Here is a 20056-nt window from a genome sequence, read left to right on the forward strand (position 1 = left end):
GACGATAAAAACAAGGAGAAAGGTCGGAGATTCGCCATGATCCTGCCGCACCGCCTAAAGAACGTCAAGCGACCCCTTGGAAACCTCTCGCACCATTGACCAGCGGCACAAATCCGCCGAAAGGAATCGGACAGTCACGGGCGTCCGGTATATCGACTTCCGGTCGAGACCAAAGACATCCGAGCACAAACCGAATGACGGGTGAACGTCGCCGGACACCGCGGCAAGGACACCATGACCCTGCCGAAACGTACGCAGGATTGCACTGGTAAATGATTTCCTGAATGCCGACGAGCTTTCACTTGCCGCGATGCACAGGGCCATGGGTTCGGGACGGGCTTCCGGCCCGAACCACGGACGAGGGTCGACGGGTGCCCGGCCCCGCAGACACCCGGCCGGGTCGCGACCGCCTGCACGAACCCTGACCGGCCACAGCGACTGTCTACAGCGAGATGATGATCAACAGTGCGACAAATTACGTAGTTGTGGCACATCTGTTCGCAGAACGGGCTGAAGATCGCTAACTTCCTCTCAACCTTGTTCGCACCGGGAAGGACCTCTGTGCACGCATCCCGTCGAAGAGCCACGGCCACTCTGGCCGCGGTCACACTCTCGATACCGCTCCTGATGGCCTCAACCTCGCCCGCTTCGGCCCACAAGGACGACCCGGGCAAGGACGCCGCCAGGCTCTCGAAGGCGCTCGTTCGTGAAGCGTCCGCCAAGGACGCCTACAAGTACCTCGAGAAGTTCCAGCAGTTGGCCGACTCGACGGGCGGCGATCGCGTTGCCGGCTCCCCGGGGCACGACGCGGCGGCGGCCTACGTCTACAAGCAGCTGCAGAGGGCCGGCTACCGCGTCTCGTACCAGGAGTTCGAGTTCGTCTACACGCAGACACTGGCCGAGAAGCTCACTGTCCTCTCGCCCGCACCGGGCGACCTCCAGATCAAGGCAATGACGTACACCACGTCGACGCCGGTGGGCGGCATCGCGGCCGACCTGGCCGCCGTCCCGGTCGACGCCGACGGCAGCACCGGTTGTGAGTCCGGCGACTACGCCGCCGGCGGCTTCACCGGCAGGATCGCCCTGATCAGGCGCGGCGGCTGCGCCTTCGCCGCCAAGCAGGAACAGGCCGCCGCCGCGGGTGCGGTCGGCGCCATCATCTACAACAACATCGACGCCGGGTACGGCCCGCTGTCAGGCACTCTCGGCGACCCGGCCGCCGCCAGGATCCCCACCGGCGGCCTCAGCAAGGCGGACGGCGAGAAGCTCGCCGCGGACGCCGCCCAGGGCCCGGTGAGCATCTCCTTCGAGATCCGCCAGTTCCAGGAGAAGCGCTCCACGAACAACGTCATCGCCGAGACCCCGGGCGGCAACGCCGCCAACACCGTGATGCTCGGGGCCCAGCTGGACACGGTGCCGGCGAGTCCGGGCATCAACGACGACGGCTCCGGCTCAGCCGGGTTGCTCGACGTCGCACTGAAGCTGGCCAAGGAGGAGAAGCACCCGCGCAACAAGGTGCGCTTCGCCTGGTGGTCGGCCACGGAAAGCGGCCTGGTCGGCTCCGATCACTACGTCTCGAACCTGACGGCGCTCGCGAAGCAGGAGATCAAGCTCTACCTCCACTTCGAAATGATCGCCTCGCCGAACTACGGCTTGTTCGTGCTGGACGGGGACGGCTCGGACGGTGCCAACTCGCAGGTCGTACCGCAGGGCTCGGCCCCACTCGAGCGCGGCATCACGGAGTTCCTCGGCAATCGGGGTCTGTCGCCCGAGGGCACGCCGTTCGTCAGCCGCTTCGACTACGGCCCCTTCGTCGACGCCGGCATCCCCTCCGGCGGTACGTTCAGCGGCGCGGAGGCGATCAAGACGCCTGCGCAGGCAGCGAAGTTCGGGGGTACGGCGGGTGTCGCGTTCGACGTCAACTATCAGACGGCCCACGACACCATCGAGAACATCAGCATGAAGGCGTTCGACATAAACACCGACGTCATCGCCGACTCGGTGGGCACGTACGCGCACGACCTCAGCTCCCTGACGAGGCCGGCCGTCACCGTCCAGACGGACAGCGGCCGCGCCGGCGTCGGCGTCGGCGTCGGCGCAACGGCCACGAAGTGACCGAGTAGTCCGACTCAGGCCCCCGAGGTCGGCGTCCCGGTCGACGGGCCCGGCCTCGGGGGGAGGCAACACCCTCCCCCGGAACTCTGTCCGGGGACCCCAGTTGTGCGTCACGACTGCCCACAACGGTCGGCGTCGTTTGCGTCTGCGCAGGTCGGCGTCGCGGGCCGCAAGCTTGCGGTGACCAGGGCGTGGACCGGTAGACGTGTGGACCACTCCGCGGCGCGGACAACCCTGCATCCCCGTCCGTCACCTCGCCCGCCCTCGTCCAGCCACCGACCTGGCCGAAATCATCCGGCTCTGCGGGCTCCGCCCCTGGAGCGAGTAGTGCTCCAGACGGTGCGAGGACGCACTGGGCCGGGCAGGCTTCCAGCTCCACCGGCCTCTGTGTGTACACAATATGTCTGCAGTGTTGCCCACCATGAAATCACCTCGATCCTCCTTCCCCTCCCTTACGCGCCAATGGCAGGATTCGATGCGCTCCCAGAGCGAAAAGGGGCGGCGAACTCCGGTGGAAGAGCGCCCTGCTGGTGGACAGCCACGCGTCCGACACGTTCAGCCCGCTTCACTTATTAGCAGAGGTGAACGATGAACGGCGGCTGCTCCCCCGGTAACCACTCGCTCGAACGGAGCGGGTCCAGTGCTCTCCACGCCGACACCATTCCCCGGGACGTGGGATACATTCGTCGAATTCCACGGGGATTCGACGCCGTCCGCCCCACTCACTGAGACCATCCGGACTTTCCGGGAAACCTCAGGAAGGGCGGGGCCTGCCGACAGGGCCGCAATAACCCTGGCACATACCCGACTGCCCCATTGAAGTGTGCAATTCCATCCGGAATGCATAGCGACCGAACCCGGCCACAGGCGACGGAACTTCCCTGAGGAAAGCTCAGCCCGCCGCGGCAAGCACCAACGGAAGAACATCCCCTCCGCCCGCCCTGCGGAGCAGCCGGGCAGCGACGGCGAGGGTCCAGCCGGAGTCGGTGTAGTCGTCCACGAGCAGCACCGGACCCGGAGAGCCGGCGAGGGAAGCCGCCAAGTCCTCGGGGACGGTGAAGGCGTCGGACAGTGCCCTGAGACGTTGGGCGGAGTTGCTGCGGCGTACCACGTGCGCGTCGCTCGGCCCGGTGTACGTCAGGGTGCCCAGAAACGGGAGGCGGCCGACGGTCGCGATTCCCTGGGCGAGGGAGCCGACCAGCTGCGGGCGGGACAGGGACGGCACGGCGACGACTCCTACCGGCCGGGCAGAGGCATCCGGGGTGTCCGACGCCCAGCCCCCCGGAGAGCGCGCCCAGTCGGCCAGGACCGCCACCGCGGCCCGCAGGACATCGTCGGGGACCGAGCCGTCCGGCGCGTTCTCAGCCAGCAGTGGGCGCAGCCGGTTGCCCCAGCCGATGTCCGAAAGCCTCCCCAGGGCGCGCCCGGTGGAGCACTGTTCCCTGGCCGGGATGCGCCCCTTGAGGTCGATACCCAGTGCGGCCATCCCGGTCGGCCACATCCGGCGCGGCTCAACCTCCACCCCCGGGCGGTCGAGTTCCTCGGTCGCTCCTGTCAACGTCTCCGCCGAAACGGAGGAATCGACCCAGGCTCCCGCACAGTTGTCGCACCGGCCGCACGGGATCGCGCCCTCGTCGTCCAGCTGCCGACGCAGGAACTCCATCCGGCACTGGGACGTGCTCACGTAGTCGCGCATGGCCTGCTGCTCGGCCGCCCGCTGCTTGGCCACCCAGGCGTACCGTTCGGCGTCGTACACCCACTCGGCTCCCGTGGCCGTCCAACCGCCCTTCACCCGCTTCACCGCGCCGTCGACATCCAGCACCTTCAGCATCGACTCCAGACGGCTGCGCCGAAGATCCACGGCCGCCTCCAGGGCCGGCACGGACAGTGGCCGTCCCGCATCGGCAAGGGCCGAGAGGGTCTGCCGGACCTGCATCTCGGGCGGGAAGGCGGTATCGGCGAAGTAGCGCCAGATGGCCTCGTCCTCCCGCCCCGGCAGCAGCAGCACATCGGCGTGGGCCACACCACGCCCCGCACGCCCCACCTGCTGGTAGTAAGCGATCGGCGAGGACGGCGAACCCAGATGCACCACGAATCCGAGGTCCGGCTTGTCGTAACCCATGCCCAGCGCCGAAGTCGCGACCAGCGCCTTGACCCGGTTCTCCTGGAGGTCGACCTCGGCCTGCAGGCGGTCGGCGTTCTCCGTCTTCCCGGTGTACGACGCCACGCGGAAGCCGCGCTGACGCAGAAAGGCGGTGGCCTCCTCGGCCGCGGCGACCGTGAGGGTGTAGATGATCCCGGAGCCCGGCAACTCGTCCAGGTGCTCGGCGAGCCAGGCCAGGCGGTGCGCGGCATCCGGCAACTGGACCACACCCAGGCGCAGGCTCTCCCTCTCCAGCGGACCGCGCAGCACCAGGGCCTCACCGGCGCCGGTGCCCAACTGCTCAGCCACATCTGCGGTAACCCGCTCGTTGGCGGTCGCGGTGGTGGCCAGCACCGGCACACCGGCGGGCAGCTCGGCCAGCATCGCCCGCAGCCTGCGGTAGTCGGGGCGGAAGTCGTGGCCCCAGTCGGAAATGCAGTGCGCCTCGTCGACCACCAGCAATCCGGTCGTCGCTGCGAGCTTGGGCAGCACCTGGTCGCGGAAATCCACGGAATTAAGACGTTCCGGACTCACGAGGAGCACGTCGGTCTCGCCGCGCTCGACCTCCCCGTAGATGGTGTCCCACTCCTCCGGGTTGGCCGAGTTGATCGTGCGCGCCTGGATCCCGGCCCGCGCCGCCGACTCGACCTGGTTGCGCATCAGCGCCAGCAACGGCGAGATGATCACCGTGGGTCCGGCGCCCCGCCGCCGCAGCAGAGCGGTGGCCACGAAGTACACCGCCGACTTGCCCCAGCCGGTGCGCTGCACCACCAGCGCACGCCGACGTTCCTCCACCAGGGCCGCCACCGCCTGCCACTGGTCCTCGCGCAGCCGTGCCGACCCCCCGGGGCCGCCGACGAGCTCAGCGAGGATGGCATCGGCTTCTGCGCGGAGTTCCAGGTTGTCCATGCCCCCATGCAACCGGATGCCACTGACAATCAGCGAACTCACCCAGCGTGACGCCCCGTCGCAGGGCGGGCAGCCCCGTCCGGCTTCAGGACGCCGGAACGGAAACCGGCTGGACACTCACCGTGGCCGCGCGCATGCTGCGACGATCCGGTGCGCCGGTGGTGTTGCCGCTGGTCCTCGCCGTGCAAGCGTGACTCTGGTGTCGCCGCCAAGAACTGTGGGCAGGGATATAGGCGACCTATCGCCGGAATACGGTCGGTGGCCCCAATTGCTCGTTGCCGCATCCCAGTTCGACAGGAAGAATTGGGATCGCTCCCCGCATGCCTCATCGGTGGTCCGGTAGGGCTGTGCCGCGGCGCGCTCCCCCAAGTCCGACCCCCGCCCGCAGTGTGGGCGCGTAGCCGAAGGGAGGAACGTGACCTTCGGATTCGCTCCGTCCTCGGCGGCATCCATGTCGACGTCTGCCGATCTGTCCGCCGCTTCCGCCGACCCGCTGGTCAGGATGCTCGAACCCACTGAATGGGCCTCCGCAGGGATTCCGCTGTTGCGTAATCCTCGTGAGGTCGTCAGCGGGCTGCACGAGCGGCATCGGCCACGGCCCGCGACCGCGATCGTGGCCGTCCTCGACCCGGAGGAGCGGCTGACGGCAAGCGCGTCGTTCACTCGGCGTTCGGCTCCGGCCGACGGCTGGATGTTCCGCAACGCGCTGCTCGCGCAGCTGCGCCGGGTCATCCCGCACGACCTGCGACGGCGCACGCCGGTGCGGACGGCCGTGCTGCTCTACTGCCGTGACGGCGACGCGCGTTGGACGGAGGAGGACGGGGCGTGGATGTGGGGACTGCGGGACGCCTGCACGCTCCACGGACTGCGCTGCGGGGCGTACATCACGCTGACGCGTGACGGCTGGCAGGTCCTCGGCGAGGGCCGCGGCGGACGCCGTCCGAACACGGACTCACCCCCGGAGTCCTTCAGCGCGGTGGAGGCACTGCCGCCGCTGCCGCGCACCGGCGGCGCCGCGTCGGAGGTACTGCGCCGGGCGGCCGCCCGCTGAGGCCGCGGCTACCAGACGCCGAGGCCGGGGGCGCCTGCCGACGTCCGTCCAAGCGGGCGCGAACGACCTCCCCGGCACGCCGCCGACGACGTACGGCAAGGCATGCACGAGGAAGACCCGGCAGAACCGGCCAGGAGCGAACGACGTCCTGAAGCACATCTCAGCGAGTCCCACAGTCGTACGCCCGCCCCCGTACCGACGCACGTGGAAGTCGCCGGCACTCCCCTGTACCAAGGACGCCGAAGAGCCCCTGGCGTGCCGGCCAAGCCTGTGAACAGCACACTTGCCGGACACCGCCGACAACGGACCACGCGCTCGGCCATCATCGGCGCACGTCAGGATGACCACCGGACAGGTGCCGCCGCAGCGGCACCCTCAGTGTCCCCCCGAGCAGGTGCGCCGAGCGCGCCCCGGACGGCGTCCGGAGCGTGCTCAGACCCCCGCGCCCAGCACCGAGTTGATCGTCTGCGCGTCACCGCAGACGATCAGCAGGGCACCGGCCCGACCGAGGGCCAGGGGCAGCGCGGTGGTGGCGACGGTGTCGGAACCGCCGTTGACGGCGACCACGACCACGGGACGGGACGCGGCCCGGCCCGCGACTGAGGCGTCGGCGTAAAAGACGTCATCGCCGGCGTCGTGTTGCGCCCAGTACGCGGTCTCGCCGAAGGAGAGTTCGTGCGCGGCCCACGGGTGCGGTTGGCCGGTGGTGATCACCAGCACCTCCCCGGGGGCACGGCCCGACTCCAACAGCAGGTCGACGGCTTCTTCGGCGGCGTCCAGCGCGCCCTCGGCCGAGGCCGGGATGAGCTGGATCCGGGGAGTGGCGGCGGCAGCGGGAGCGGCCGCCGGGGCGGACGGCCCCGGAGCGGCCACGACCGGCTCGTGCGGGGTGCGTTGGGCCGGCATCGGCCGGACAGGACCCGGACGGCCGGGACGCGGCGGAGCCGCGGGACGGGGGCCGGGTACGGGACGGGGGGTCGGCGCTGTGCGGCCACTGGCCGGAGTAGCGCGGGGACCCTGGGCACTCTCGTGAATCTGAGGCTCCTCGGGAATGAGAGGCATGAGCTGATATCTATCAAACGCCGGTGCGACTCGCGTCGGCGGGTGGCACATGAGTGCGAGCGGAACCGTCAGAAATCGAAGCCGAGCTGGCCCTCGATCTCCGGAACGCTTCCGTCCGCCCAGCTGCGAACCTTCTTGAGGTGCCGCCACTGGGGCAGCGCATCAAGATACGCCCACGACAGCCGGTGGTACGGGGTGGGGCCCCGATCCTCCAGCGCGGCCCTGTGCACCGGCGACGGATAACCGGCGTTGGCCGCAAAACCGAAGTCTGCATGGTCGACACCCAGTTCGGCCATCATTTTGTCGCGCTGAACCTTGGCGATCACCGAGGCCGCCGCGACGGACACGCAGGACTGGTCGCCCTTGATCACCATACGGACCCGCCAGGGCGAGCCGAGGTAGTCGTGCTTCCCGTCGAGGATGACCGCGTCGGGACGCACCGGCAGCGCTTCCAGTGCGCGTACGGCGGCGAGCCGCTGGGCGGCCGTCATCCCCAGCTGGTCGATCTCCTCCGGAGAGGCATGACCGAGGCCGTACGACGTCACCCACTTCTCCAACTCGACAGCGAGCGCTGTACGGCGCTTGACGGTCAGTAGTTTGGAATCGGTGAGCCCTTCGGGGGGACGGCGCAGACCCGTGACGGCGGCGCAGACGGTGACCGGGCCGGCCCAAGCGCCGCGCCCCACCTCGTCGACACCGGCAATGATCTTCGCTCCGGTCGTGGCGCGGAGGGAGCGCTCGACGGTGTGGGTGGGAGGTTCGTACGGCATGGCGTACTCAGACTACGCCGCCCGAAGCACCTCGCGACACCCGGTCCCCCGAGCGACCACGACCTCCCCGGCGAGGCCGGCCGGAGACCGTGCGCGAGGCCACCCGGGCTTCTTGGGCAAGGTCGCCCGGGGCGTCCTGAGCAGGGTCCACGAGCCGGTTCGACCGAGGCCGGTCAGACAGCCGTCCTGCGCAGCAGCGGGACCATCAGCTGGTCGACCATCTCCTCCAGATCACGGTCGCTCCATTCGCTCGCGCACACCTTGGAGCGGTACATCATCATCGCCGGGATGGCGTCGAAGACATACGGGTTCGCCGCCTCGGGCCGCACCTCTCCGCGCTCAATTCCCCGGTGGATGACCTCTCGCAGAATATGCAGGGTCGGCTCGATGACCCCGCCGAGGATCACGGCGTGGAAGCGCTCGGCCTGAGCGACATCGCATTCGTAAAGCACCGACCGGAGTGCGTGCCCAGGCTGCGAGAACATCGCGTCACGCACCCGCCGGCACAGCTCCAGCAGGTCCTCCCGTACGCCCCCCAGGTCGGGCGCGTCCGTCAGGCTCGGCAGCCCGGCCTGGAGCGCGTCCGCGACGAGGTCCTCCTTCGAGGGCCAGCGCCGGTAGACGGCGGCCTTGCCGGTCCGAGCGCGCGCGGCGACGCCCTCCATCGTGAGGCCGTTCCAGCCGACCGTACTGAGCTGTTCCAGCGCGGCCTCGAGGATCGCCCGTTCGAGCACGGCCCCGCGTCGACGCGGGGAGGCCGGCTGAGCGGGTGCGGCCGTCCAACGCGAAATGGTCATCTGAGTGTCTCCGTTGAGCATGAGGGAGGGGGCGTACGGGGAGGGAGAGCAGTCGCGTGACGCCACTCGGCAGAGACTTCAGTGAACGCTTGCGTTCACTGTCGGGGACTCACTACCGTTGACGCAACAGTGAACGCGAGCGTTCACTAACGCACTTGTGGGGGACCCATGGTGACAACCTCTCAGTTGATACAGAACGGCCCAAAACCAGGAGCGGCCCGCCGGGAGGGGCATCCCGGCATCGCGCTCACCGTCATCGCGGCCTGCCAACTCATGGTGGTACTCGACGCGACGATTGTGAACATCGCCCTCCCGCACATTCAAGACGCGCTCAAGTTCAGTACGACCGATCTCACATGGGTGGTCAGCGCGTACACCCTCACCTTCGGTGGCCTGCTGCTTCTCGGCGGGCGTGCGGGTGACATCCTCGGCCGGCGCCGGGTCTTCATGACCGGCATCCTGCTCTTCACGCTCGCCTCGCTGCTCGGCGGATTCGCCCAGGAACCCTGGCAGTTGCTGGCCGCACGCGCCCTCCAGGGGGTCGGTGGCGCGATCGCGTCACCCACCTCGCTGGCCCTCATCACCACGACGTTCCCCGAAGGCCCGGAGCGGAACAGGGCCTTCGCCGTCTTCGCAGCCGTCTCGGCCGGCGGCGGCGCCATCGGACTCCTCGCGGGCGGCATGCTCACCGAATGGCTCGACTGGCGCTGGGTGCTCTTCGTCAACGTGCCCATCGGCGTACTGATCGCCGTCCTCACACCGCTGTACATCAGCGAGTCCGAACGTCATCCCGGACGCTTCGACATCTTCGGCGCGCTCACCTCGACGGCCGGAATGGCCGCCCTGGTGTACGGGTTCATCCGCGCCGCGGAGGAAGGCTGGCGGGACAGCCTCACCATCGGTTCCTTCGGTGCCTCGGTGGTGCTGCTGGCGGCCTTCGTGTTCATCGAGATGCGGGCCAAGGAACCGATCACCCCGCTGAGGATGTTCGCCGACCGCAACCGCTCGGGCACGTACGTGATCATGCTCAGCCTAGCGGCGGCCATGTTCGGCATGTTCTTCTTCATCGTCCTGTTCGTGCAGAACGTCCTGTCCTACACGCCGATCGAGGCAGGCCTGGCCTTCCTTCCGGTGACGGTCGCCATCGCGATCGGCGCGGGTCTGTCCCAGCGGTTCCTGCCGGTCCTGGGACCCAAGCCGTTCATGCTCGTCGGTTCGGCTCTCGTCGCACTCGGACTCGGCTGGCAGACCTTCATCAACCCCGACAGTTCGTACGTCGGTGGGGTGCTCGGCCCGATGCTGCTGTTCGCCTTCGGCATGGGGCTGAACTTCGTCACGCTGACCGTCACCGCGGTATCCGGAGTCGCCGTCCACGAGGCGGGCGCGGCCTCGGGCCTGCTCAACACCACGCAACAGGTGGGCGGCTCGCTCGGACTCTCCATCCTGACCACGGTCTTCGGCTCGGCCGGCCGGGACGAGGCGGAGAAACAGATCCCGGACTTCATGGCGAACGCCTCGGCCGAACAGAAGGCAGAGTTCGCCAGGACACAGCAACTGCCGGCTCCCTGGGGGAACGAAGTTCTCGCCAACGGCATTTCCACCGCCTTCATCCCGGCCGTCGCGATGGCCCTCCTCGCTCTGGCCACCGCGGCGCTGGTGATCCGGGTCCGCAAGAGCGACCTGGAGGCCCTCTCCGGCACGGCAGGCACGGCAGGACCCGTCGGAGGCTGACACACGGGCTGCGGATGACCGGGCCAGGGTCTCTGGATCGACGGCGCGGACGCCGGTCCGGCCATCCGCAGCAGCCGACCTCACCGTGCACGAGTCCACCGGTAAATGAGCTCACCGGTGCACGAGTTCACGGGCATATGAGCTCACCGGTACATGAGTTCACCGCCATAGGAGCTCACCGGTACATGAAGTCGTCACTCAACTCGTAGCACGTACTCCAGTCCGCGTCCTTCGACACCGGCCGGTCGTGGAGGATGTCCCGGGCACGCGCCTCGCCCCAACTGGTCGCGTACCAGGGGGCGTCGCCACCCTCCAGGTCTGCGGCGATGGACCGCAGCGCACACGATCGCAGCGGCTCCTCCAGTGCGTCGAGGGCGGGTACGGCGTCGGCGGACAGGCCTTGTGCGTAGTTGAGGTCGAACTTGCCGGCGCCCTCCTTGCTGGTGTCCTCGTACCGCTGGACGTTGCGCTCGGCTATCAGGCCGTCGGGCGACACCAGCCCGAACGCGAGCACACCCGCGGCCGCACTCGCCGCGACCACACGCGGCAACCAGCGAGCACCCCACACACCGGCCGCCATGATGAGAACGATGACCAGGCCCAGCCAGAGCTCCACGGCGACCACGGAGACCCTCAGCCGCGTCAGTCCATAAGCGTCCACATACATGTCCATACGCCGCACGGCCGATGTCACGACAACGAGCGCCAGCGCGCACAGGGTTCCCAGCACGCCGCGCACCAGCTTCCGGTCACCTCCGCCGTCGCGCGGCGCCCAGCGCAGGGCGAAGACGATGACGAGCAGGGTCAGGAGCGTGACGAGGAGCAACTGCCAGAAGCCCTGGCGCGCGTATTCGGCGTACGTCTGGCCGGTCTTCTCCAGTACGGCGTCGTATCCGCCGAAGAGCACGGCGAGTTGGACGGCGTTGAAGGCCGCGAACAGCGCGGTGAGCACGATCAGCGGCAGCGCCCACTCGACTCGGCCGCGCGGTCGGCCCGCGGGTACCTCGACCCGGTCCCACTGGACGGGCGCGGCGGCTGTGTGGGCCACCGCGAGCGCGCCGACCAGGCCGAGCAGCAGAAGCAGCAGGCGCCAGGGTCCGCCGGAGACGGAGGTGTCCGGCACCAGCTCACCGAGCAGATCCGCGAAGGCCGCGTCAGCACCCGCGAACAGCGCCCCGAAGACCAGCAGCAGGACCACGGTCACGGCGAGCGCGCGCAGCACCGCGCCCAGGTTGCCGCGGGTACCACCGGACCGTTCACGCAGCCCGCGCCAGCCCCACGCAGGGCCGGTGACCAGGGAGTTGAGCACGCCGATGGGCCCCAGCAGGACAGCGGGCCAGGTACGGCCGCCGTGCAGCGCCATCGAACCCAGCGCGACCGCGGCGGCCACGGCCAGGAACGAAGGCCAGCCCGCGTCACGCAGAGCGGGTACGAACAGCAGAGCGATTCCGCCGAGGCCCCAGACGAGCGCCCACGCGCGCGGGCGTCGTCCCGCAGCCTGGGCGGCGAAGTACGCGGCGAGCGCGGCCGGGATCGCGAGCAGCACGAGGTTGAGCGCCAGGCCGTCACCCAGGAGCAGCATGCTGAGCAGTCCGGTGGCCAACACGGCCCACAGTGTGGCCGTACGCACCGGGGCGGGTGCCGTCACCTGGAGATCGGCCAGCCAGGGGACGGGCAACGGTTGGTCCCAGTCGGTGTCCTCGTCGTCCTCGGCCGCATCTCCCTTGGCGGAGGACCGGGCGACGGACCTGGCGGCGGACGTGGACTCAGATTCCGGGACGGCGTCTTCAGGGCCACGATTTCCGCCCGACCCGAAGCTCTCCGGCGCATCGGGCTCGTCATCTCCCGGCCGCGTGGTCTCCTGCTCCCTCGGCTCGGACGTCGACGGTATGTCGGACACGGAACCCCCTCCCTGTCGGCCGTGACGCAGCCCACGGCACGCCGCTTCGGCGGAAGGCGGGTGGGACTGGTGACCGGTGTCTTGTCGGTGCACACCCGGCATGATCAACAGGCGGCGTGGCGGAAAGGGTATCCGCGGCCCACCCGCTCCAGACCGTGGCAGTGGCGCTGTAGCAAGCCTGTGACAGAGGCGGCCGCGGCGGTCCGTGCGGCGCACGCACCCCGGAGAGGACCGCCAGCGGTCCCGGGGCTCACCGGAGGCGGATCGCCGTCCAGAGCTCACGCAGCAGGCCATAGAGGCCCAGGCACCCGGCGACGCTCTCCCCGCAGCCCAGTGCCACGCCCATCAGCGTGATGGACGCTACGCCCCGTGCGTCATCCGACGACCGTGCGCCGCCTCCGGCATCCAGTCCGGAAGCCCTTCCGTCCGCTCCAGCCACGCCCCCGGCGGCGCTCCCGCCTTCCCGGAGGCGACGACGCCGCCCACGATGGCGCAGGTCGTGTCCATGTCGCCGCCCACCTGGGCAGTCGCCCAGAAGGCTTCTTCGTAGTCACCGAGGGTCCTGGCCGCCGACCAGAGGGCGAAGGGAACCGTGTCGTGGGCCGTCGTACGTCGGCCGCAGCCGAGGACGGCGGCAACAGTGGCGGCGTCGGCGTAGTCGAGCATGTCCCGGGCGCGCCGCAGCCCGGCGCCGACGGCGCTGCGCGGGACGAGCGCGATGACGCCGTCGAGCAGGGCTTCGGCGCTCGGCGGGCCGGCCGGGTCGGCGGCCAGCGCCGCGGCCGCCGCGACGGCCATGGCGCCGACCACGGCCTCTCGGTGCTGGTGTGTGGGGTACGCCGAGATCTCGGCCTGGTGCGTGGCCTGCTCCGGATCGTCCGCGTACCAGGCGCCCAGAGGGGCGATGCGCATCGCGGCGCCGTTGCCCCACGACCCTTGTCCGTTGAAGAGGGCGGCCGACAGCTCGCGCCAGTCGCCACCCTCCCTGACCAGCCTCAGCAGCCGGTTGACCGCGGGCCCGTAGCCCCGGTCGAAGTCATGGTGCTCGGCGAAGGACCGGGCCAGCTCGTCCTGGTCGATGCGGTCGTGGGTGGCCAGAACGGCCACTACGGAGCAGGCCATTTCGGTGTCGTCGGTCCATTGCCAGGGCCGGGGCGGCAGCTCGCGGCGCTTCAGCAGCGGGTAGTTCGCAGGCACGAAGAACTGCGAGCCCAGCGCGTCCCCCACCGCGAGTCCACGCAGGCTGGCCATGGCACGGTCCAGGCGTCCGGGTGAAGAGGAGTCAGCGGTCATCGCCCTGCCACTCTATCCGGTGGTTCAGTACGGTTCCGGATCGCGCCAGCGTTCGAAGGGCCGGTCAATCGTGTACCTGCCGTCCTCGCCGAGGACGAGCATCCGGGATTCTCCGTTCCCCGGATTCGACAGCGATTCGAAGTCCGCGACCGTCCAGTGGAACCAGCGCATGCAGAACAGCCGCATGGCGAGGCCATGTGTCACCAGAAGCACGTTCGGCGGGTGGTCGGGCGCCTCGAAGCTCCGGTACAGGCTCTCCAGGAAGCCGCCGACCCGGTCGTACACATCGGCGCCGGACTCACCCTGCGCGAAGCGGTAGAAGAAGTGCCCGTACGCGTCCCGGTATGCCTTCTGAAGGCGTACGTCGTCGCGGTCCTGCCAGTTGCCCCAGTCCTGCTCGCGCAGCCGAGGCTCCTCGCGCATCCGTACGAGCTCCGGGTCGAGGTGAAAGGCGCGGAACGTCTCGTGCGTACGGCGGTAGGGGGAGACGTAAACGCTTACGCTCTCGCGGCCGAACACCTCCCGCAGCCGCTTCCCGGTCTCCTCCGCCTGCCGCCAGCCCAGCTCGGTGAGCCCCAGGGCATGGTCGGGCTCGCGTTCGTACACGGTGTCATCGGCGTTGCCCGTTGACTCGCCGTGCCGGACAAGAACGATGCGCCGTGGTCGGACCATGCCAAGACCCTAAATGGGGTGACCCCCGATCGAGCACTCGTACAGGCTTCATACGGCGTAGGTCACACAAGACCGGCACACATCGGGGCGCGCGGCAGGTGGCCCCGTCAGACCGTCCAGCCGGGCTCCAGCTCCACGATGTCGCCCGCGAGGGCAGCCACGTCGGCCTCGGTCTGAGCGCGCAACGCGAGCCGTTCCACCCGCTCGGAGCGGTATTTGCCGTGCTCGGCGGCCGACTGCCACATGGAGAGGATCAGGAACTCATGTCCTGGCGCCTCGCCGAACAGGCCACGCACCATGCCGGGCGAGCCCGCCATCGCGGGGTTCCAGACCTTCTCCTGCATCAGCGCGAAATGCTCGGCCCGTTCCTCGCGGATACGGCAGTGGGCCACCCGCACCACGTCGGTGTCCGTGAAGCGTGGCTCGAAGCCCGTCTTCACATCGAAACGGTGATCGAACAGTTTGACCTGGGAATCCTTGAAGGTGCCCGACTGTGTCGCGGCGAGCCTGTCGTGGGAGCGGGCCATGAAGGAGTCGTAGAAGGCACGGCTCTCCCAGAAGGCGAAAACGTGCGCGACGCCGGACCGCTCCCGGCTCCACCCCCCGCCCTGTCCCCGGAAACCAGGCTCGCCCAGAAGCCCCGCCCACTTTCGCTGCCCCCGCTCGAAACCGCGGCGGTCGACCACGGTGCAGCGAATCCACTTGACCAGCACCGCGCCATCGTAAGGCCACGGAACGTGGCGCCGGTCACGCTCCGGCGCAGGACATCCGCGCGAGCGCCCCGGCGCGCGTGGCACGATGGGCAACCAACCCTGATTTCACACCAGTTGAGTCGGGAAGCACATGGGGAACCGGGAGGAGAGATCTGTTGAACGGTCTCAACAAAGGCATCCGCAAGGTCGAGCTCGCGGTGAAGTGGGACCCGAGCCCCGTAGGTGAGCCCTCGACCGATCTCGACATCATCGCGGCGACCTATCCGGCGGCCGACCCGTTCGGAAAACCCACCTACGTAGTGCACTTCGACAGTCGCTCCCCGGACGGCACCATCTATCTGAACCGGGACAGCAAGGACGGCAAGGGCTTCGGCTGGGACGAGGTCATGACCCTGGAGCTGAACCGCCTGGACAGGCGCTACGCCCGCGTCGTGGTCGGCGTCCTCATCCAACAGCGCGGCGGCCACAAGACGTTCGTCGGCGTGGCGAACCCTGCCCTGCGCATGCGCGAGGGCTACACCGTCCTGGCCGAGGACCAGTTCGGCGACGTCCTGGGGTCCACGGCGGCGACCGTCGGGGAGTTCGTACGCGACGACTCCGGAGAGTGGACTTTCCACCCCGGCATCCGCGGATACGACACGGACCCGGCCACCTTCGCCCGGGTCATGGGAACCCCCGAGGACTCCTGAAACGGACTCCTAGGAGACCGCGTTCTCAGAACAGGCCTCTCCGTAGAACAGCATTAAGGCTCAGGGGGACTTCAGTGGGACTCAGGGTGACTTCGAAGCAGGACACGCACCGAGCCTGCTTCGCGGGCCCTTCGTCGCGGGCCCTTGTCAGTGGCAGCAGGCAGACTGTGGCGCACGACTTCGGTGACCGCGCATGACTACGCCTGGATACGTTCCTCTCCATTGTTCCGCCACGCACTGGAAGCCGGGTACACCCTGACCCTGGTGCGTGATGTCGCCCCGGGGGCGGTGCTACGAGTGATGGAGGCGGAGCCGCAGGGCGTGTGCACAGGGGTGGACCCGCTGATCGGGCGCCAGTACGAACTGCTCGACGCGACGGACTACCGGGACGCGTCCTTCATCGCGGGCGCGTTCACCGTGCCGGGCGAGAGCGGCGACTGGACGGTTGTCCTGCGCTTCGACGGCGGCGGGATGCGGCCGCGCTTCGTGGAGGCCCTGTCGTCGAAGGGCGGGCGCGCGGTGGTGCACTCCAGCAACGGAGGCAAGCCCATCGACCTGTTCCACTGGTACGAGGACGGGAAGCTTCGGACCACCTTCGAGTGGCCCACGGCCAGGGAGGGCAGCGCCCCCGGCACCCTCAACCCGGTGATGCGTGAGGTCGGTTTCGATCTCTCCGACGACGAGGGTGACACCGGCGCACCCGTCGACACCAAGGCGGCGGTCCTCGCCCTCGCCGAGCGGCTGACCGGTGTGCGGGTGACGGAGGAACTGCTCCGGGATGCCGAGTACCAGCTCGGGCAGGTGCCGGAGGAACCCGCCGAGGAGTGGAACAAGATCGTCATCGACATCACCGACGCCGACGGGGAGCGCTTCTACAAGGAAGTCACTCGCTAGGAGGTCGAGGCGTCGGTGGCGCGCCCGCGCCAAGGCCTCGGAACCGATGGTCATCCTCGGGCCCACCTCACCCACGCCCTGACCCTCACGGGCGCCAAAGCCCCGCCGAGGTCGAACGCTTCACCCCTCAGCCGCAGGGCGGTGCCCCTGCATGGCCACCAGGCGTCCAGGACCGACCAAGAGGGGCGTCAGCCACTGGCTGACGCCCCTCTTGTCATCAATGCTCAGCGAATGCGCCGGATGTTGCAGCCAACGCAGTTCCGCTCGGTCTCAGCTGCAACCGCTGGTCGAGCCGCAGCCCTCGCAGATGTAGCAGGAGCCGGCCCGCTGCATCTTCGTGCCGCAGGAGAAGCACAGGGGGGCGTCCGCCTGGATGCCCAGCTGCATCTCCACCAGTTCGGCACTGGTGTGGACCTCCTGGGGGGCGGGCTTGACCGCCTCGACCGCGACCTCCGCCTTGGGGGCGATGACCGCCTTCAGTTCCTGCGCGCGGGGCGCGGACTGGGCGAGGCCCTCGACGTCCACGTCGTCGTCGGACGGCTCGTACGACCCGGTCTCCAGGTGACGCTGACGCTCGTCGATGGAGTGGATGCCGAGCGCGGAGCGCGTCTCGAAGGGCAGGAAGTCCAGCGCCAGGCGGCGGAAGATGTAGTCGACGATCGACTGCGCCATCCGCACGTCCGGGTCGTCCGTCATACCGGCCGGCTCGAACCGCATGTTCGTGAACTTGGAGACGTACGTCTCCAGGGGCACGCCGTACTGCAGGCCCACCGAGACGGCGATGGAGAAGGCGTCCATCATGCCGGCGAGGGTGGAACCCTGCTTCGACATCTTCAGGAAGACCTCGCCGAGACCGTCGTCCGGGTAGGAGTTGGCCGTCATGTAACCCTCGGCGCCACCCACCGTGAAGGAGGTGGTAATGCCGGGACGGCCCTTGGGGAGACGCTTACGGACCGGGCGGTACTCGACGACCTTCTCGACCGCGGTACGGATGGTCTCCTCGGCCTTTGCAGTGACCTCGGACTTCTCCTTGTCCTTGGTCTTGGCCGAGAGGGGCTGGCCCACCTTGCAGTTGTCACGGTAGATCGCGAGCGCCTTGACGCCCATCTTCCACGCCTCGAAGTAGACCTCTTCGACGTCCTCGACGGTCGCCGTCTCCGGCAGGTTGACCGTCTTGGAGAGCGCGCCGGAGATCCACGGCTGGATCGCGGCCATCATGCGGACGTGGCCCATCGCGGAGATGGAGCGCTCGCCCATGGCGCAGTCGAACACCTCGTAGTGCTCGTGCTTGAGGCTCGGGGCGTCGATCACATTGCCGTTCTCGGCGATGTGGGCGACGATCGCCTCGATCTGCTCCTCCTGGTAGCCCAGGCGGCGCAGGGCCTGCGGAACGGTGCCGTTGACGATCTGCATCGAGCCGCCGCCGACCAGCTTCTTGAACTTGACCAGCGCGAGGTCGGGCTCAAGACCGGTGGTGTCGCAGGACATCGCGAGACCGATGGTGCCGGTCGGGGCGATGACCGAGGCCTGCGCGTTACGGAAGCCGTTCTTCTCACCGAGGTGGAGGACGTCCTGCCAGGCCTCCGTGGCGGCGGCCCAGATCGGGCTGTCCAGCTCGTCCACGCGAGGGGCCACGGCGTTGGCGTCGGAGTGCTGCTTCATGACGCGCTGGTGCGGCTGCGCGTTGCGTGCGTAACCGTCGTACGGGCCGACGACCGAGGCGAGTTCGGCGGAACGCTTGTACGAAGTGCTGGTCATCAGCGAGGTGACGGCGCCGGCGAGGGAGCGGCCGCCGTCGGAGTCGTACGCGTGGCCGGTCGCCATCAGGAGGGCGCCGAGGTTGGCGTAACCGATGCCCAGCTGGCGGAAGGCGCGGGTGTTCTCGCCGATCTTCTGGGTCGGGAAGTCCGCGAAGCAGATGGAGATGTCCATCGCGGTGATGACCAGCTCGACGACCTTCGAGAACCGGTCGACATCGAAGGACTGGTGTCCCTTTCCGTCGTCCTTAAGGAACTTCATCAGGTTCAGCGAGGCGAGGTTGCAGGACGTGTTGTCCAGGTGCATGTACTCGCTGCACGGGTTCGAGCCGTTGATCCGGCCGGACTCCGGGCAGGTGTGCCAGGCGTTGATCGTGTCGTCGTACTGGATGCCGGGATCGGCGCACGCCCAGGCAGCCTCGGCCATCTTGCGGAAGAGCGACTTGGCGTCGACCTCCTCGATGACCTCGCCGGTCATGCGGGAGGTCAGGCCGAACTTACCGCCGGCCTCGACCGCCTTCATGAACGTGTCGTTCACCCGGACCGAGTTGTTGGCGTTCTGGTACTGGACGGACGTGATGTCGTCGCCGCCCAGGTCCATGTCGAAGCCCGCGTCACGAAGCGCGCGGATCTTCTCCTCTTCCTTCACCTTGGTCTCGATGAAGCCCTCGATGTCGGGGTGGTCGACGTCGAGGATGACCATCTTGGCCGCGCGGCGCGTGGCGCCACCCGACTTGATCGTTCCCGCGGAGGCGTCGGCACCGCGCATGAAGGAAACGGGACCCGAGGCGTTGCCGCCCGAGGAGAGCAGTTCCTTGGAGGAGCGGATCCGGGAGAGGTTCAGGCCGGCGCCGGAGCCCCCCTTGAAGATCATGCCCTCTTCCTTGTACCAGTCGAGGATCGACTCCATGGAGTCGTCGACGGACAGGATGAAGCAGGCGGAGACCTGCTGGGGCTGCGGCGTGCCGACGTTGAACCACACCGGCGAGTTGAAGCTGAAGATCTGGTGCAGGAGGGCGTACGCCAGCTCGTGCTCGAAGATCTCGGCGTCGGCGGGCGAGGTGAAGTACTTGTAGTCCTCACCGGCCTTCCGGTACGTCTTCACGATGCGGTCGATGAGCTGCTTGAGGCTCACCTCGCGCTGCGGAGTACCGACGGCACCGCGGAAGTACTTGCTGGTGACGATGTTGACCGCGTTCACCGACCACGAGTCGGGGAACTCGACGCCACGCTGATCGAAATTGACCGAGCCGTCGCGCCAGTTGGTCAGGACGACGTCACGGCGTGCCCATTCCACCTCGTCGTACGGGTGCACGCCGGGAGTGGTGTGGATGCGCTCGATCTGCAGTCCCTTGGTGGCCTTGGTTCCCTTGGTGCGGGAACCTCGTGCCGGACCGCTCGCCGTCTCTGTCATGCCGCCTCCCTGTATCGGGCTAAAACGCCCAGAAGTGCCTCGTTGTTCCCGGGGCACGGTGTGTGTCTGATGCTGCGCGCGCCGCATACGCGGCTGCCCGCAACAGGTCTGTGGTCGCCGTCGGCGAGCCGACCGGAGTCGGCCTT

Annotated in this window: 14 protein-coding genes; 5 read left to right on the plus strand and 9 right to left on the minus strand. The window is 68.6% G+C overall.

The window, feature by feature from the left end:
* Positions 1-627: 627 nt before the first annotated feature.
* Positions 628-2115, plus strand: a complete 1488-nt coding sequence (locus ACFWP7_RS05810) for a M28 family peptidase (RefSeq protein ID WP_384376568.1) — start codon at positions 628-630, stop codon at positions 2113-2115.
* Between the two features lie 892 nt (positions 2116-3007).
* Here the strand turns inward: ACFWP7_RS05810 and ACFWP7_RS05815 are convergent.
* Positions 3008-5167 (minus strand): RecQ family ATP-dependent DNA helicase, encoded by a 2160-nt coding sequence (locus ACFWP7_RS05815; RefSeq protein ID WP_384376571.1) that lies wholly within the window; start codon positions 5165-5167, stop codon positions 3008-3010.
* Positions 5168-5582: 415 nt separating this feature from the next.
* On the opposite strand from ACFWP7_RS05815, the gene ACFWP7_RS05820 reads away from it, so the two are divergent.
* Positions 5583-6218, plus strand: a complete 636-nt coding sequence (locus ACFWP7_RS05820; RefSeq protein WP_384376574.1) for a hypothetical protein — start codon at positions 5583-5585, stop codon at positions 6216-6218.
* A 432-nt stretch (positions 6219-6650) separates the two neighbouring features.
* On the opposite strand, the gene ACFWP7_RS05825 is transcribed toward ACFWP7_RS05820, so the two are convergent.
* From ACFWP7_RS05825 to ACFWP7_RS05835, 3 genes are all read right to left on the minus strand, one after another.
* A complete protein-coding gene (locus tag ACFWP7_RS05825; protein ID WP_384376577.1) occupies positions 6651-7280 on the minus strand; it encodes a hypothetical protein in 630 nt (209 codons plus the stop codon).
* A gap of 68 nt (positions 7281-7348) precedes the next feature.
* Positions 7349-8050, minus strand: coding sequence for a ribonuclease HII (locus tag ACFWP7_RS05830; protein ID WP_384376580.1), 702 nt, complete (start codon positions 8048-8050; stop codon positions 7349-7351).
* Positions 8051-8223: 173 nt separating this feature from the next.
* The gene (locus tag ACFWP7_RS05835; RefSeq protein WP_384376583.1) at positions 8224-8847 is read right to left on the minus strand and encodes a TetR/AcrR family transcriptional regulator; all 624 of its coding nucleotides are present in this window, start codon (positions 8845-8847) and stop codon (positions 8224-8226) included.
* Positions 8848-9018: 171 nt separating this feature from the next.
* Between ACFWP7_RS05835 and ACFWP7_RS05840 the strand changes: the two genes are divergently transcribed.
* Positions 9019-10578 (plus strand): MFS transporter, encoded by a 1560-nt coding sequence (locus ACFWP7_RS05840; protein WP_384376665.1) that lies wholly within the window; start codon positions 9019-9021, stop codon positions 10576-10578.
* A gap of 175 nt (positions 10579-10753) precedes the next feature.
* Here the strand turns inward: ACFWP7_RS05840 and ACFWP7_RS05845 are convergent, their stop codons facing one another.
* From ACFWP7_RS05845 to ACFWP7_RS05860, 4 genes are all read right to left on the minus strand, one after another.
* Positions 10754-12478, minus strand: a complete 1725-nt coding sequence (locus ACFWP7_RS05845; RefSeq protein ID WP_384376586.1) for a DUF4173 domain-containing protein — start codon at positions 12476-12478, stop codon at positions 10754-10756.
* A gap of 360 nt (positions 12479-12838) precedes the next feature.
* Positions 12839-13771 carry an ADP-ribosylglycohydrolase family protein gene (locus ACFWP7_RS05850; protein ID WP_384376589.1) on the minus strand — a complete coding sequence of 311 codons (933 nt, stop codon included), beginning with the start codon at positions 13769-13771 and terminating at the stop codon, positions 12839-12841.
* A gap of 24 nt (positions 13772-13795) precedes the next feature.
* A complete protein-coding gene (locus ACFWP7_RS05855) occupies positions 13796-14443 on the minus strand; it encodes a histidine phosphatase family protein (RefSeq protein ID WP_384376592.1) in 648 nt (215 codons plus the stop codon).
* A 107-nt stretch (positions 14444-14550) separates the two neighbouring features.
* Positions 14551-15156: a YdbC family protein gene (locus ACFWP7_RS05860; RefSeq protein WP_384376595.1), complete on the minus strand. Its 606-nt coding sequence runs from the start codon at positions 15154-15156 to the stop codon at positions 14551-14553.
* A 155-nt stretch (positions 15157-15311) separates the two neighbouring features.
* On the opposite strand from ACFWP7_RS05860, the gene ACFWP7_RS05865 reads away from it, so the two are divergent.
* Positions 15312-15845 (plus strand): TerD family protein, encoded by a 534-nt coding sequence (locus ACFWP7_RS05865; protein WP_384376598.1) that lies wholly within the window; start codon positions 15312-15314, stop codon positions 15843-15845.
* A 183-nt stretch (positions 15846-16028) separates the two neighbouring features.
* The gene (locus tag ACFWP7_RS05870; RefSeq protein WP_384376601.1) at positions 16029-16739 is read left to right on the plus strand and encodes a DUF6461 domain-containing protein; all 711 of its coding nucleotides are present in this window, start codon (positions 16029-16031) and stop codon (positions 16737-16739) included.
* A 270-nt stretch (positions 16740-17009) separates the two neighbouring features.
* Here the strand turns inward: ACFWP7_RS05870 and ACFWP7_RS05875 are convergent, their stop codons facing one another.
* Positions 17010-19910, minus strand: coding sequence for a vitamin B12-dependent ribonucleotide reductase (locus tag ACFWP7_RS05875; protein WP_384376604.1), 2901 nt, complete (start codon positions 19908-19910; stop codon positions 17010-17012).
* Positions 19911-20056 lie beyond the last annotated feature (146 nt).

The sequence above is a fragment of the Streptomyces sp. NPDC058470 genome (assembly GCF_042721055.1).
Lineage (GTDB): Bacteria > Actinomycetota > Actinomycetes > Streptomycetales > Streptomycetaceae > Streptomyces.